The sequence below is a fragment of the Streptomyces sp. NPDC037290 genome (genome assembly GCF_055603245.1).
Genome location: NZ_JBVJVZ010000017.1, coordinates 20,867 through 34,779 on the forward strand (window position 1 = coordinate 20,867; position 13,913 = coordinate 34,779).

At 70.7% G+C, this 13,913-nt stretch carries 13 protein-coding genes; 4 read left to right on the top strand and 9 right to left on the bottom strand.

Features of this window, described 5'->3' with window-relative positions; all coding sequences use genetic code 11:
* Positions 1 to 5 precede the first annotated feature (5 nt).
* Together ACZ7HQ_RS35985 and ACZ7HQ_RS35990 are read left to right on the top strand one after the other, a co-directional pair.
* Positions 6 to 1,289 (top strand): MFS transporter, encoded by a 1,284-nt coding sequence (locus tag ACZ7HQ_RS35985; RefSeq protein WP_470999231.1) that lies wholly within the window; start codon positions 6 to 8, stop codon positions 1,287 to 1,289.
* A 139-nt stretch (positions 1,290 to 1,428) separates the two neighbouring features.
* A complete protein-coding gene (locus ACZ7HQ_RS35990; RefSeq protein WP_470999233.1) occupies positions 1,429 to 2,442 on the top strand; it encodes a sigma-70 family RNA polymerase sigma factor in 1,014 nt (337 codons plus the stop codon).
* Here ACZ7HQ_RS35990 and ACZ7HQ_RS35995 read toward each other — a convergent pair.
* Positions 2,326 to 2,712 carry an STAS domain-containing protein gene (locus tag ACZ7HQ_RS35995; RefSeq protein WP_470999235.1) on the bottom strand — a complete coding sequence of 129 codons (387 nt, stop codon included), beginning with the start codon at positions 2,710 to 2,712 and terminating at the stop codon, positions 2,326 to 2,328. The genes ACZ7HQ_RS35990 and ACZ7HQ_RS35995 overlap by 117 nt on opposite strands.
* A 77-nt stretch (positions 2,713 to 2,789) precedes the next feature.
* Between ACZ7HQ_RS35995 and ACZ7HQ_RS36000 the strand changes: the two genes are divergently transcribed.
* Positions 2,790 to 3,710: an AEC family transporter gene (locus tag ACZ7HQ_RS36000; protein WP_470999237.1), complete on the top strand. Its 921-nt coding sequence runs from the start codon at positions 2,790 to 2,792 to the stop codon at positions 3,708 to 3,710.
* 7 nt (positions 3,711 to 3,717) lie between these two features.
* Here ACZ7HQ_RS36000 and ACZ7HQ_RS36005 read toward each other — a convergent pair whose 3' ends face one another.
* The 8 genes from ACZ7HQ_RS36005 to ACZ7HQ_RS36040 form a co-directional block, all read right to left on the bottom strand.
* A complete protein-coding gene (locus tag ACZ7HQ_RS36005) occupies positions 3,718 to 4,302 on the bottom strand; it encodes a Uma2 family endonuclease (protein WP_470999239.1) in 585 nt (194 codons plus the stop codon).
* A 96-nt stretch (positions 4,303 to 4,398) separates the two neighbouring features.
* Positions 4,399 to 5,676 (bottom strand): thymidine phosphorylase, encoded by a 1,278-nt coding sequence (locus tag ACZ7HQ_RS36010; RefSeq protein ID WP_470999415.1) that lies wholly within the window; start codon positions 5,674 to 5,676, stop codon positions 4,399 to 4,401.
* A gap of 79 nt (positions 5,677 to 5,755) precedes the next feature.
* A complete protein-coding gene (locus ACZ7HQ_RS36015; protein WP_470999241.1) occupies positions 5,756 to 6,160 on the bottom strand; it encodes a cytidine deaminase in 405 nt (134 codons plus the stop codon).
* Complete coding sequence (locus ACZ7HQ_RS36020; RefSeq protein ID WP_470999243.1) at positions 6,157 to 7,443, bottom strand: ABC transporter permease; 1,287 nt, start codon at positions 7,441 to 7,443, stop codon at positions 6,157 to 6,159. Before ACZ7HQ_RS36020 ends, ACZ7HQ_RS36015 begins: the two co-directional genes overlap by 4 nt.
* Entirely contained in the window at positions 7,443 to 8,567 is a 1,125-nt protein-coding gene (locus ACZ7HQ_RS36025; RefSeq protein ID WP_470999245.1) for an ABC transporter permease, read from the bottom strand. Before ACZ7HQ_RS36025 ends, ACZ7HQ_RS36020 begins: the two co-directional genes overlap by 1 nt.
* Positions 8,564 to 10,090 carry an ABC transporter ATP-binding protein gene (locus ACZ7HQ_RS36030; RefSeq protein ID WP_470999417.1) on the bottom strand — a complete coding sequence of 509 codons (1,527 nt, stop codon included), beginning with the start codon at positions 10,088 to 10,090 and terminating at the stop codon, positions 8,564 to 8,566. The genes ACZ7HQ_RS36025 and ACZ7HQ_RS36030 overlap by 4 nt, the downstream gene beginning before the upstream one ends.
* Before the next feature lie 228 nt (positions 10,091 to 10,318).
* Positions 10,319 to 11,380, bottom strand: a complete 1,062-nt coding sequence (locus ACZ7HQ_RS36035) for a BMP family lipoprotein (RefSeq protein WP_470999247.1) — start codon at positions 11,378 to 11,380, stop codon at positions 10,319 to 10,321.
* A gap of 348 nt (positions 11,381 to 11,728) precedes the next feature.
* Positions 11,729 to 12,964 (bottom strand): M20 family metallopeptidase, encoded by a 1,236-nt coding sequence (locus ACZ7HQ_RS36040; RefSeq protein ID WP_470999249.1) that lies wholly within the window; start codon positions 12,962 to 12,964, stop codon positions 11,729 to 11,731.
* A 495-nt stretch (positions 12,965 to 13,459) separates the two neighbouring features.
* On the opposite strand from ACZ7HQ_RS36040, the gene ACZ7HQ_RS36045 reads away from it, so the two are divergent.
* The gene (locus ACZ7HQ_RS36045) at positions 13,460 to 13,912 is read left to right on the top strand and encodes an iron chaperone (RefSeq protein ID WP_470999251.1); all 453 of its coding nucleotides are present in this window, start codon (positions 13,460 to 13,462) and stop codon (positions 13,910 to 13,912) included.
* Position 13,913: the final 1 nt, after the last annotated feature.

The following is a 13,913-nucleotide window of genomic DNA, read 5'->3' on the forward strand; positions in this document are numbered from 1 at the left end:
GAGGCATGTCTCCCGCCAGTACCGGGGCGTCCGCCACCGTGGACGCCACCACGCCCGCCCCCTCCGTCGACCCCACCGGTTCCGACTCCCGTATGACCCCGGGCGGCCCCGGCTACCGCCGGATGAGTCTCGCCCTCTTCCTCGCCGGAGTCGCGACCTTCGCCCTCCTCTACTCGACGCAGGCCCTGCTGCCGCTGATCTCCGGCGAGTTCGGGGTGGCGGCGGGCGAGGCGAGCTGGACGGTGGCGGCCGCGACCGGCGGACTGGCGCTGTTCGTGCTGCCCATGAGCGCCCTGTCGGAGCGCTTCGGACGGCGTACGGTGATGACGGCCTCGCTGGCCGTCGCGGTCACGGTCGGCATGCTGGTGCCGTTCGCGCCGTCGATCGGCGCGCTGGTGGTGCTGCGGGCGGTGCAGGGCGCCGCGCTGGCCGGTCTGCCGGCCTCCGCGCAGGCCTATCTCGCCGAGGAGGTCCGGCCGAAGGCGCTGGTCACGGCGATCGGCCTGTTCGTCGCGGGCAACAGCGTCGGCGGCATGAGCGGCCGGGTCATCACCGGCTGGGTGGCCCAGGAGTGGGGCTGGCGGGTCTCGGTCGGCGTGATCGGCGCGATCGCGGTGGCGTGCGCGGTGGCGTTCCGGCTGCTGTTGCCGGCGCCGAAGCACTTCAGGGCCGGCTCGCTGCGGCCCCGCGTCCTGTTCGGCACGGTCCGCGGCCATCTGTCGAACCCGCTGCTGCGGCGCCTGTACGCGATCGGCGCGCTGTTCATGACGGTGTTCGGCGGTGTCTACACGGTGATCGGCTACCGGCTCACCGAGGAGCCGTTCGGGCTGCCGCAGGGCATCGTCGGCTCGATCTTCCTGGTCTACCTGGTGGGTACGGTGTCGGCGTCCACGGCGGGCCGTCTGGTGGGCCGGCTCGGCCGCCGGGGCGCGCTGTACCTGGCGGGCGGTACGACGGCCGCGGGCCTGCTGCTCTCGGTGGCGCCGTCGCTGCCGCTGGTCCTGCTGGGCCTGGTGCTGATCACGGCGGGCTTCTTCGCGGGCCACGCGGTGGCCTCTTCCGCGGTCAGCAAGACGGCCACCCACGGCCGGGCCCAGGCTTCGGCCCTGTACCAGTCGGCGTACTACATCGGCTCCAGCGTCGGCAGCACGGTCGGCGCGCTGGCGTTCCACGCGGACGGCTGGTCCGGGACGGTGGGGGTCGGCCTGCTGGCGGTCGCCGGGGTCGTCACCATCACGGTGCTCGGCACGCGCGCGGCCCGGCGCTCGGTGGTGGCCGCCGCGCACTGAGGCAAGCCGTGAGGCGCGCCGGGAACTGCTCTGCGACCTGCGCCTTTTCCCACTCGGGGGGCCGTTGTCAGTCCCCTGCGGTAGCTTCCCAAGTGGCGCGAAGATGCGCCCCGGGAACGGCCACAGGGGTGGGTGGACGATGAGCAATGGCACGGCGACGACAGACCTCGACGTCGCACTGGAGAAACACCGGACCGAGCTGACCGGGTACTGCTACCGGATGCTCGGCTCCTCCTTCGAGGCCGAGGACGCGGTGCAGGACACCCTGGTGCGGGCCTGGCGGAGCTACGACAGGTTCGAGGGCCGCTCCTCGCTCCGCTCGTGGCTGTACCGGATCGCGACGAACGTGTGCCTGGACATGCTGACGGCGGGCAACAAGCGGGCGCGGCCGATGGACCTCACCGAGTCGACCCCGCTCGCCCAGGCGGCCCTGTCCCCACGGCCGGACCACACATGGCTGGAGCCGGTGCCGGACGCCCGGGTGCTGCCCACGGTGGACGACCCGGCGGAGGCCGCCGTCGCGAAGGAGTCGGTCCGGCTGGCCTTCATGGCGGCCCTGCAGCAACTGCCGCCCAAGCAGCGGGCGGTGCTGATCCTGCGCGAGGTGCTGGCCTGGCGGGCGAGCGAGGTCGCCGAGCTTTTGGACACCACGGTCGCCTCGGTCAACAGCGCGCTGCAGCGGGCGCGGGCCACCCTCGCCGAGCGCGCGGACGCGAGCCCCGAGGGCGCGGTCTCGGACCCCCTCGACGAGGAGCAGCAAAAGCTCCTGGAGCGCTATGTGAAGGCCTTCGAGGGGTACGACATGACGGCGCTGACGGCGCTGCTCCACGAGGACGCCGTCATGACGATGCCGCCGTTCGACCTGTGGCTGCGCGGGCCGGCCGACATCACCGGCTTCATGACCACCCTGGGCGCCTCCTGCGCGGGCTCTCGTCTGCTGCCGGTGCAGGTCAACGGCCTGCCCGGGTTCGCGCACTACAAACCGGACCCGGACGACGGCGGGTTCAGCCCGTGGGCGGTGCAGGTGCTGGAGCTGTCAGAGGGCCGGATCACCGGTTTCCACTGCTTCCTCGACACCAAGCGCTGGTTCCCGCTCTTCGACCTGCCCCTCCACCTGGAAGCGGAGTCCGACGAGGTCGAGCAGGGCGGGTAGCGCGGGATCGGGGTCCCGCAGCCGGATCCGCCCGCCGGCTCGGCGGGCGGCCAGCTCCAGCCGTGCCAGCAGGTCCACGACGGCCAGCCCCGGGGGTCCGAGACCGCCCACGTCGCACACGACGACGCGGGCCGCGCCGGCCGCCAGCAGCTCCTGCACCTGCGCGCACAGCCCCGCCGCCTCGGCCCGGGTGACGGGGCCGAGCAGCGTGAGCACGGCGGGTTCCTGGGCGTCCACGTGCGGTAGACCGGCGGTCGGGGCGGAACTCATCGGGCCCGGCGGACCCGGACCGGACCGGACGGAGATCACATTGACCGGTTGCTCCTCCCCGCCGGAGGGTTGGCCCTGTGGCGGGGGTGCTGAGCGGGTTCGCGGTGATCGCGGTTGTCATCGGGGTGGGTTATGTGCTCGGGCGGCGGGGGACGCTCGGCGCGCAGGGCGGTGAGGTGCTGACGAGGCTGGCCTTCACGGTGGCCGGCCCCGCGCTCCTCTTCACGACCCTCGCGCGCGCCGACCTCTCGGTCCTCTTCTCCGCCCGGCTGCTCGTGACGGCGCTCAGTACGGCCGCCGTCTGCGGGATCTTCGTGGCGGCCGGCGTGCTGCGACGCTGGAGCGTGGGCCGTACGACGATCGGTGCCCTGTGCTCCGGTTACGTCAACTCGGGCAACCTCGGCATCCCGATCGCGGCGTACGTCCTGGGCGACGCGTCCCTGGTGGCCCCGGTGCTGCTGTTCCAGGTCGTCCTGGTGACCCCCGTCGCGCTCACGGTCCTGGACCTCTCCGGCATGGGCGAGAAGGGCACGCTGTGGCGGCGCCTGCTGACGCCGTTGCGCAATCCGATAGCCGTGGGCTCGCTGTCCGGGGTGGTGGTGTCGGCGGCGGGCTGGCACGTCCCCGGCCCGCTGCTGAACCCCCTCACCTTGATCGGCAACATGTCCGTCCCTGCGGCGCTGCTGGCCTTCGGCATGTCACTGCACGGAAGTTCGGCTCCCGGCCGGGGACGGGACCGCCAACTGGTCCTGCTGTCGGTGGCGTTGAAGTCGCTGGGCCAGCCCGCCGTGGCGTGGGCCCTGGCGAGGTACGTCTTCGGCCTGCACGGCGCGCCCCTGCTGGACGTGGTGGTCACCTCGGCCCTTCCGGCCGCCCAGAACCTCTTCACCTACGCCAGCCGCTACCGCGTGGCCGAGGGCCTGGCCCGCGAGTCGATCCTGCTGTCGACGGTGGTGTCGGTGCCGGTTCTGGTGGGGGTGGCGGCGGTACTGGGCTGATACCTGGTCAGTCGACGGGGAATTCGCCGGTGTCGATCGTCAGGTCGAACGGCGCCGGGAGCTTGATGGGATCGCCGAATTTCACCGCGCTGAGGACCCGGTAGACGTCACCCTTCGGTTCGCCGTAGAGGGTCGCGGTCGGGCCTCCCGGCGCCCAGCGGTCGATGAGGAGGTAGAGCGGGATACCGGCGGTGGCGTAGGCGGCGGCCTTGCTGACGCGGTCGTGGCGGGCGTTGGCCCTGGAGGTCACCTCGACGACGAGTTCGGCGAGGGCGGCGGGGAGATAGGAGTCCGTCTCCGGGGGCCCTGGCACCGGTGCCACCAGCAGGTCCGGGATGAGCATGCCCAGCCGTGACGGTACGGCGATCGACTGGGTCTGGAAGACCTCCCAGTCCTCAGAGATCACGGAGTAGAGGCGACGCTGGATGCGGGCCGCGATCACGTTGTGGCGGAACGCGGGAGAAGGTGACACGGTGATGATCCCCTCGATGATCTCCACCTTGCTGCCCTCGGGCCATTCCATCTCCTCCCAGTACCGGACGAGGTCGTCCCAGTTCTGGTCAGGGTCCTGGCTCACGGTGAGTGCGCTCATGGCGGTCTCCTCTTCGGTGCGTCACCGATCCCAGCATGCCGAACGGGACCGGCGGCGGTCCACCGGTCCCGTTCACTCCAAAGAGAAATCCCCTGGTCAGGCGATACGTTCCAGCACCACCGGCGTCGCCGTGAAGTCCGTGCCCTGCGCCGCGATGTCGTAGGAACCCTCCACCGCCTGCAGCGCGTACTCGAAGCGCTCGGGGGTGTCGGTGTGCAGGGTCAGCAGCGGCTGGCCCTCGGTCACCGTGTCGCCCGGCTTGGCGTGCATCTCGACGCCGGCGCCCGCCTGCACCGGGTCCTCCTTGCGGGCGCGGCCGGCGCCCAGGCGCCAGGCGGCGACGCCGATGTCGTATGCGTCGAGGCGGGTCAGGACGCCCGACGACGGGGCCTTGATCACGTGCTGTTCCTTCGACGTGGGCAGCGCGGCGTCCGGGTCGCCGCCCTGCGCCGCGATCATCCGGCGCCAGACGTCCATCGCCGAGCCGTCGGCGAGGGCCTTCGCCGGGTCGGCGTCCTTGATGCCGGCGGCGTCGAGCATCTCGCGGGCCAGGGCGATCGTCAGCTCGACCACGTCCGCCGGGCCGCCGCCCGCCAGGACCTCGACCGACTCGCGGACCTCGAGCGCGTTGCCCGCCGTCAGGCCGAGCGGGGTCGACATGTCCGTCAGGAGCGCGACCGTCCTCACGCCGTGGTCGGTGCCGAGGCCCACCATCGTGGACGCCAGCTCACGCGCGTCCTCGATCGTCTTCATGAAGGCGCCCGTGCCCACCTTCACGTCCAGGACGAGCGAACCCGTGCCCTCCGCGATCTTCTTCGACATGATCGAGGACGCGATCAGCGGGATCGCCTCCACCGTGCCGGTGACGTCGCGCAGGGCGTACAGCTTCTTGTCCGCGGGGGCCAGCCCGTCGCCCGCCGCGCAGATCACCGCGCCCGTCGTGTCCAGGACGTGCAGCATCTCCTCGTTCGAGAGCAGGGCGCGCCAGCCGGGGATCGACTCCAGCTTGTCCAGGGTGCCGCCGGTGTGGCCGAGGCCCCGGCCGGAGAGCTGGGGAACCGCCGCGCCGCAGGCCGCGACGAGGGGGGCCAGGGGCAGGGTGATCTTGTCGCCGACGCCGCCCGTGGAGTGCTTGTCGGCCGTCGGGCGGGACAGGGCGGAGAAGTCCATGCGCTCGCCGGAGGCGATCATGGCCGCCGTCCAGCGGGCGATCTCACGGCGGTTCATGCCGTTGAGGAGGATCGCCATGGCGAGCGCGGACATCTGCTCGTCGGCGACCTCGCCGCGGGTGTAGGCGTCGATGACCCAGTCGATCTGTTCGTCGGTCAGCTCGCCGCGGTCCCGCTTGGTGCGGATGACGGAGATGGCGTCCATGGCCATGGCTGGTGGCTTCCTTCCGGGAGGTGCGAAGTGCACGGCCCCCCTGCGAGCGGGGCAGGGGGGCCGTACGGCGTTACTTGGTGAGATGGTCCGGGCCGAAGGCCTGGGGCAGCATCTCGGACAGCGTCAGGACGCCCGCGGGGGTGTCCAGGAGGAGCTCCGGGCCGCCGAACTCGTACAGCAGCTGGCGGCAGCGGCCACAGGGCACCAGCAGGGCGCCCTCGCCGTCCACGCAGGTGAAGTGGGTCAGCCGGCCGCCGCCGGTGCGCTGCAGGTCCGAGACCAGGCCGCACTCGGCGCACAGCCCGAGACCGTAGGAGGCGTTCTCCACGTTGCAGCCGGTGACCGTGCGGCCGTCGTCGGTCCGGGCCGCCGCGCCGACCGAGAAGCCGGAGTAGGGGGCGTACGCGTGGGTCATCGCCTCCCGCGCCACCTCCCGCAGCGCCTCCCAGTCGAACCCGGCGGCTTGCTCCGTCACTTGCCCTGGCCCTTCCGGTACCGCATGCCGTCCGCCTTCGGCATCCGCAGCCGCTGCGCCGACAGGGACAGCACCAGCAGGGTGACGACGTACGGGGTCGCGCCGACGAAGTCGCTCGGGACCGTGTCGGTGAGCAGGTACCAGACCAGCACCAGCGCGGCCACGAGGAGGCTGATCCCGCCCTGCCACAGCGAGGTGCGGTACAGCTTCCAGCCGGCCATGAGGACGAGCAGGACGACCAGCACCAGCAGCAGCGCGTGGACGGTCGTGCCGCCGTTGCGCAGCTGGAGCGCGTCGGAGTAGCCGAACAGTCCGGCGCCCATCGCCAGGCCGCCCGGGCGCCAGTTACCGAAGATCATCGCCGCGAGGCCGATGTAGCCGCGGCCACCGGTCTGGCCCTCCAGGTAGCTGTGCGAGGTGACCAGGGCCAGGAAGGCACCGCCGAGGCCGGCGAGGCCGCCGGAGACGGCGACGGCCGCGTACTTGTAGGTGTAGACGTTGACGCCGAGCGACTCGGCGGCGGTCGGGTTCTCACCGCAGGAGCGCAGCCGCAGACCGAACGGGGTGCGCCACAGGATCCACCAGCTGCCGACGAAGAGCACCGCGGCCAGGACCGTGATCACGGACAGGTGGGTGATCAGGCCGCCGAGGATGCCGGCGAGGTCGGAGACCAGGAACCAGTGGTGGTTCTCGATCGAGTGCAGGCCGTCGGAGAGGCCGGGCACGGTGACGTCGGGCAGCGGGTCCACCGGCGGGGACTGCTTGGGGTTGCCGCCCGCGTTCGCCGCGGCGCCGCCGGCGAAGAACAGCTTGGCGAGGTACTGGGTGGCGCCGAGCGCCAGCAGGTTGATCGCGACACCGGAGACGATGTGGTCGACACCGAAGGTGACGGTGGCGACGGCGTGCAGCAGGCCGCCGAGGACGCCGAAGCCGATGCCGGCCAGCAGGCCGAGCCAGGGGCTGGACTGCCAGCCGACCCAGCCGGCGCCGAAGGTGCCGAGGATCATCATGCCCTCGAGGCCGATGTTGACCACGCCGGCGCGCTCGGACCACAGGCCGGCGAGACCGGCGAGACCGATCGGCACGGCGAGGCCGAGGGCGGCACTGACCTGCCCGGCGGAGTCGAGGTCCTGCGAGCCGGTGATCATACGGATCGCGGCCAGGAGCAGCAGCGCACCCGCGACGAGCAGGAGAACCTGGCCCCAGGAGCGGCCCGAGCGCTGCGGCGCGCCCGCCGCCTTGGGCGCCGCGGGCGGCGGCGCGTCGGTCATCGTGGCAGTCATCACGCCACCTCCTGCTTCTTCGTCGTGGCGGCCTGGGCGGCGAGTTCGGCGCCGACCTTCTGCTGCTGGCGCTTGAGGCCGTAGCGGCGTACGACCTCGTAGGCGATGACGACGCACAGGACGATGACGCCCTGGATGACGCCGAGGATCTCCTTGTCGTAGCCCTGGAACTCCAGGTGGTTGGTGGTGCGCTCCAGGAAGCCCCACAGCAGGGCGCCGAGTGCGATGCCGACCGGGTTGTTGCGGCCGAGCAGCGCGATGGCGATGCCGGTGAAGCCGATGCCCGCCGGGAAGTCGCTGCTGAACTGGTAGCTGTCGTTGAGCAGGGTCGGCATACCGATCAGGCCGGCCACCGCACCCGAGATGATCATGCTGGTGACGACCATCTTCTTCACCGACACACCGCTCGCGGTGGCCGCGCTCTCGGACTGGCCGACCGTGCGCAGGTCGTAGCCGAACCGGGTGCGGCCGAGAACGAACCAGTACGCGATGCCGACGAACACGGCGATGAAGATGAAGCCCCACAGCACGCCGGCCGGGCCGGTGTCGATGGTGAAGAAGTGCGAGGCCGACGGCAGCGGCTTGGTGGCGACGACGGTGCCGCCCTGCTGGAGCTGGGCCAGCTTTCCGGGCTGCAGCAGGTAGGCGATGATCGCGGTGGCGATCGAGTTCAGCATGATCGTCGAGATGACCTCGCTGACGCCGCGGGTCACCTTGAGCACGCCGGCGATGGCCGCCCACAGGGCGCCGGTCGCCATCGCGCAGAGGAGGATCAGCAGGATGGAGAGCCAGCCGGGCAGGGTCAGCGCACCGCCGAGGACCGCGGCGAAGAACGCGGCGAGCCGGTACTGGCCGTCGACGCCGATGTTGAACAGGTTCATCCGGAAGCCGATGGCCACCGAGACGCCCGCGAGGTAGTACGTGGTCGCCTTGTTGAGGATGTAGACCTGGCTGTCGCTGGCGAAGCCGTAGGTCAGCATGTCGTTGAAGGCGGGACCGGGGTTCTTGCCGGTTCCGAGGATCACCAGGGCGGTGACGACGAGCGCGGCGACGACCGCCAGCACCGGCGCGGCGATGCCGAGGAAAAGCCGCTCCTTGTCGATCCGTGAGGTCAGCTTGTTCATCGCTCGTCGTCCTCTGTGTGCTCCAGGTGGCCGGTGGCCGCACCCGTCATGGCGGAGCCCAGCTCTTCGGGGGTGATGGTGGCGGGGTCGGCGTCGGCGACCAGGCGGCCGCGGTACATCACCCGCAGGGTGTCGGAGAGGCCGATCAGCTCGTCCAGGTCGGCGGAGATCAGCAGCACGGCCAGACCCTCGCGGCGGGCCTCACGGATGTAGTCCCAGATGGCCGCCTGCGCACCGACGTCCACACCGCGGGTGGGGTGGGCGGCGATGAGCAGCTTGGGGTTGTGGCTCATCTCGCGGCCGACGATCAGCTTCTGCTGGTTGCCGCCGGACAGCGAGGCCGCGGTCACGTCGATGCCGGGGGTGCGGACGTCGTAGGCCTGCACGATCCGCTCGGTGTCGGCGCGGGCGGCCTTGATGTCGATCAGTCCGCCGCGCGAGTTGGGCTTCTCGGTGACGTGGCCGAGGATGCGGTTCTCCCACAGCGGCGCCTCGAGGAGCAGGCCGTGGCGGTGGCGGTCCTCGGGGATGTAGCCGATACCGGCCTCGCGGCGGTCACGGGTGGGGGCGTGGGAGATGTCGGTGCCGTCGAGGGTGATCACGCCGACGTCGGGGTGGCGCATGCCCATGATCGCCTCGACCAGTTCGGACTGGCCGTTGCCCTCCACGCCGGCGATGCCGAGGACCTCGCCCTTGTGGATGGTGAGGGAGATCTGGTCCAGGATGATCCGCTCGATGCCCTCCAGGTCGGTCTGCGCGAGGTGCAGGCCTTCGACCTTCAGCATCGGGACGTCCGTGACGGTGGACTCCGAGGTCTCCGGGGTGGGCAGTTCGCTGCCGACCATCATCTCGGCGAGCTGCCTGGGGGTGGTGCGGGACGGCTCGGCGGTGCCGACCGTGGTGCCGCGCCGGATGACGGTGATCTCGTCGGCGACGGAGAGCACCTCGCCCAGCTTGTGGGAGATGAAGATGACGGTGAGGCCCTCGGACTTCAGCTCGCGCAGGTTGTCGAAGAGGGCGTCGACCTCCTGCGGCACGAGCACGGCGGTCGGCTCGTCCAGGATGAGGGTCTTGGCACCGCGGTAGAGGACCTTGAGGATCTCCACGCGCTGGCGGTCGGCGACGCCCAGCTCCTCCACGAGGACGTCGGGGCGGACGTTCAGGTGGTACGCGTCGGAGATCTCCTTGATCTTCGCGCGGGCCTTGCCGCCGATGCCGTGCAGCTTCTCCGCGCCGAGGACGACGTTCTCCAGCACGGTGAGGTTGTCGGCGAGCATGAAGTGCTGGTGCACCATGCCGATGCCGCGGGCGATGGCGTCGCCGGGGTTGTGGAAGACGACCTGCTCGCCGTTGACGGTGATCGTGCCCTCGTCCGGCTGCTGCATGCCGTAGAGGATCTTCATCAGGGTGGACTTGCCGGCGCCGTTCTCACCGCACAGGGCGTGGACGGTGCCCGTGTGGACCGTGATGTCGATGTCGCGGTTGGCGACGACGCCGGGGAAACGCTTGGTGATGCCGCGCAGTTCGACGGCAGCGGGAGGGCTGGACGCGTTGATGGCGCACTCTCCTCGGGGAAAGGGGCTGCATAGGGGAGGTGGCAGGCGTCGGCGACGCTAGCGCGGCAACTCCGCGCTACACGCGTAGAGTTGACACATTGTTATGGCTCGGCGAGGCGTCGCGGGGACGACGTTCCCTCGCCGAGCCGAGGTCCGACGGGCCGGCCGGTCCGTCAGGCGAACCGGCCGGATCCGTCAGGGTCGCGGGTTCGTCTTGACCTTGATCTTGCCGTCGACGATCTTCTTCTTCGCGGCGTCCAGCTTGGGCTGGATGTCCTTGATGAAGCCGCCGCTCGTGGCGAGCGAGACACCGCCCTTGGCGAGCGAGTAGACGTTGTTGCCGGTCAGCGGCTTGCCGTCCTTGACGGACTTGATGAAGTCGTACACACCGACGTCGACGTTCTTGACCATGGAGGTCAGGAACGAGCTCTTGTACTGGGCCAGACCCGGGATGTTGTACTGGTCCGAGTCCACGCCGATGCCCCAGGCGCCCTTGACGCCGTGCACGGCCTCGATCGCGCCGTTGCCGGAGGAGCCGGCCGCGGTGTAGATGACGTCGGCACCCTTGTCCAGCATGCCCTGCGCGGCCTGCTGACCCTTGTCCGGGCTGGAGAAGCCGGAGAAGTCCTGGCCGTGGGACAGGTACTGGACGTCGACCTTGACCTTGGGGTTGGTGTCGTGCACGCCCTGGACGTAGCCCGCCTCGAACTTCTGGATCAGCGGGTTGTCGACACCGCCGATGAAGCCGACGTGGTCCTTCTTGGTCTTCAGCGCGGCGGCGACACCGGCCAGGTAGGAGCCCTGCTCCTCGGTGAACGTGATGCTGTTGACGTTCTTGCCGTCCACGACCGAGTCGACGATGCCGAAGCTGGTCTTCGGGTACTTCGCGGCGATCTTGGTCACGGCGGGGGCGTAGGAGAAGCCGACGGCGACGATCGGGTTGTAGCCCGCGTCCGCCAGGTCCGACAGACGCTGCTCACGGTCGGCCTCGGTGTCCGAGGTCTTCGCGGTCAGCTCCTTGACGGAACCGTCGAAGTCCTTCACGGCCTTGTCGGCACCGCGCGCGGCGGAGTCGTTGAAGGAACGGTCACCACGGCCGCCGACGTCGTAGGCGAGACCGATCTTGACACCCTTGCCGCCGCCGGAGGGGGACGACCCGGTGGTGTTGTCGGAGGAGGTGCTGCCACAGGCTGTGGCAGTCAGGGCGAGAGCTGCGGTGGCGATACACGCAGCGGAAAGCTTGGCTACCCGGCGCACGGGAAGGCTCCTTCACCTGACCTGAGCGCCGTGTCGGCGCTTGATGTGAGCACCATGCCAGTGCTCGGGCCGGAACGCCCCGTCGGCGTCGGCTTCGCGGCATCGTAACGCGCGTAGATGTCGCAAAAAACCCCCTCTCGAAGCCGTTATCGATTCGAGGCAAACAGCATCTGAACTCGGGCTCTCAGCCCTCTCACGCCGTTGTTGCGCACCGTGCACGAATGGCTTACGAGCGTGTTGCGCCGGTCAGGGGAAGGGCCCCCGGGCCTCGGCGCACGCCCCCCGGGGGCCTGTTTTCAGCCCCGTGTCCCGCTCGGCTCGCTCAGCCGTGTGCCCCGTCCGGCCCGCTCAGCCCTGTACTCCGTTCGGCTCCAGGAAGGCGGCCGCCGTGAACATCTCCACGCCGACCGTGATCGCGGACTCGTCGGCGTCGAAGTCGCCCTGGTGCAGATCGCGCACCGTGCGCTCGCCGGGCCGGCGCACACCGAGGCGGGCCATGGCGCCGGGCACGTGTTCCAGGTACCAGGAGAAGTCCTCGCCGCCGAGGCTCTGCTCGGTGCTCTCCACGGCGTCCCGGCCGCGCCGCGCGACCATGGCCCGGCGCAGCAGCTCGGTGGACTCGCGGTCGTTGACGACCGGCGGCACCCCGCGTACGTAGGTGATCTCGGACTTGGCCCGGTGCAGGGTGGCGACCTCGTCGATGGCCGCGTGCACGATGTCCGGGGCCTCCCGCCAGGCCTCCAGGTCCAGGCAGCGCACGGTCCCGGACAGCTCGGCGTGCTGCGGGATCACGTTCGGCGCGTGGCCCGACTCGATGCGGCCCCAGGTGAGAGCCAGGCCCGCGCGGGTGTCGACGCGGCGGGCGATCAGCGCGGGCACGTCGACGGCGACCCGGGCGGCGGCGGTGACCAGGTCGGTGGTCAGATGCGGCCGCGCGGTGTGCCCACCGGGGCCGTCCAGGGCGATCTCCAGCCGGTCGCACGCACTGGTGATCGCGCCGTGCCGCAGCCCGATCTTCCCGGCGTCGACCCGGGGGTCGCAGTGCACGGCGAGGATCCGCCCGACCCCCTTCAGCACGCCCTCCTCGATGGCGTCCAGGGCCCCGCCGGGCAGCACCTCCTCGGCGGGCTGGAAGAGCAGCCGTACCGGCCGGGGCAGCAGCCCCTTGGCGTGCAGGTCGGCGAGGACCAGGCCGGTCCCGAGTACGACGGTCGTGTGCACGTCGTGACCACAGGCGTGCGCCCGGTCGGGCACGGTCGACCGGTACGGGCAGTCGGCCTTGGTGTCCGGGATGGGCAGGGCGTCGATGTCCGCGCGCAGCGCGAGCAGCGGGAGGGACGACCGCTCACCCTCCGCAAGCCCGATGTCACACACGAGTCCGGTCCCCTTGGCGAGCACCCGTGGGCGAAGCCCCGCCTGCTCCAGCCGCTCCTTGATCGCGGCGGTCGTACGGAACTCCTGATTGCCCAGCTCAGGGTGCATGTGCAAGTCGCGACGGAAGGCGACGAGTTCGGCGTGCAGGGCTTCGCTCAGCACGCCGGGGAGCACATCCCCCGCGAGGCCGGCCTCGGACTCTAGGGACATCAATTGCTTCACCCTCTGAAGGGTAGGACGCCCGGCTGGTCAACTACCCCTCGATCAACAAAAGTTCAGCCCGTTAGGGGAAGAAAATCTGACCGGCGGACGCATGGCGGCGGACTCTGGTGGGTAAAACCCTTCTTTCCTCCTTCCACGGATACCACGCCTCGGCACACTCACGCTCGCCGTGTCCACGAACCGGACCCCAGCGCGGCCCGCGCGCCGCTAGGGTCCGCTCCGGTGGCCGGGCACCCGCTGGACCGCGCCCTGATCACCGCCTTGGCCGAACTGATCACGCGGGCCGGCACGGCGCCCGTGGGCCTGTCCCCGCGATGGTGACCCCGGCCCGCGACCCGTACCCCCAACTCCGGTTCCACGCCACGCTGATGGCGACGGTACGGCGGGGTAGGCGGAGGGATCCGTTCCTCGTGCCGTTGTCGGTGCCCCCCGCTAGAGTCCCGTACCAAGATCCGTGGAGCGAGATCCGAGGGGGAATCTGCCATGGCCGGCGCCGACAGCAGCGCGTACGAGGGTTTCACGGCCGAGGAGCGGGCCGCGATGAAGGAGCACGCCCGGGAGCTGAAGACGGCGGCCCGGCGCAGCTCGCGTGCGGAGAAGGCGGCGCAGGCCGAGCAGGACGTGCTCGCGAAGATCGCCGAGATGCGGGACCCGGACCGGATCATGGCCGAGCGCGTCCACGCCGTGATCACGTCCACCGCCCCGGACCTCGCGGCGAAGCTCTGGTACGGCATGCCCGCCTACGCGCTGGACGGCAAGGTCGTCTGTTTCTTCCAGAGCGCGGAGAAGTTCAAGTCGCGCTACGCGACCCTCGGCTTCAGCGACCAGGCCAAGCTGGACGAGGGCACGATGTGGGCGGCCGGTTTCGCCCTCACCGAGGTGACCCCCGAGGCGGAGGAGCGGATCGCGGCCCTCGTGAAGCGGGCGGTGGGCTGAG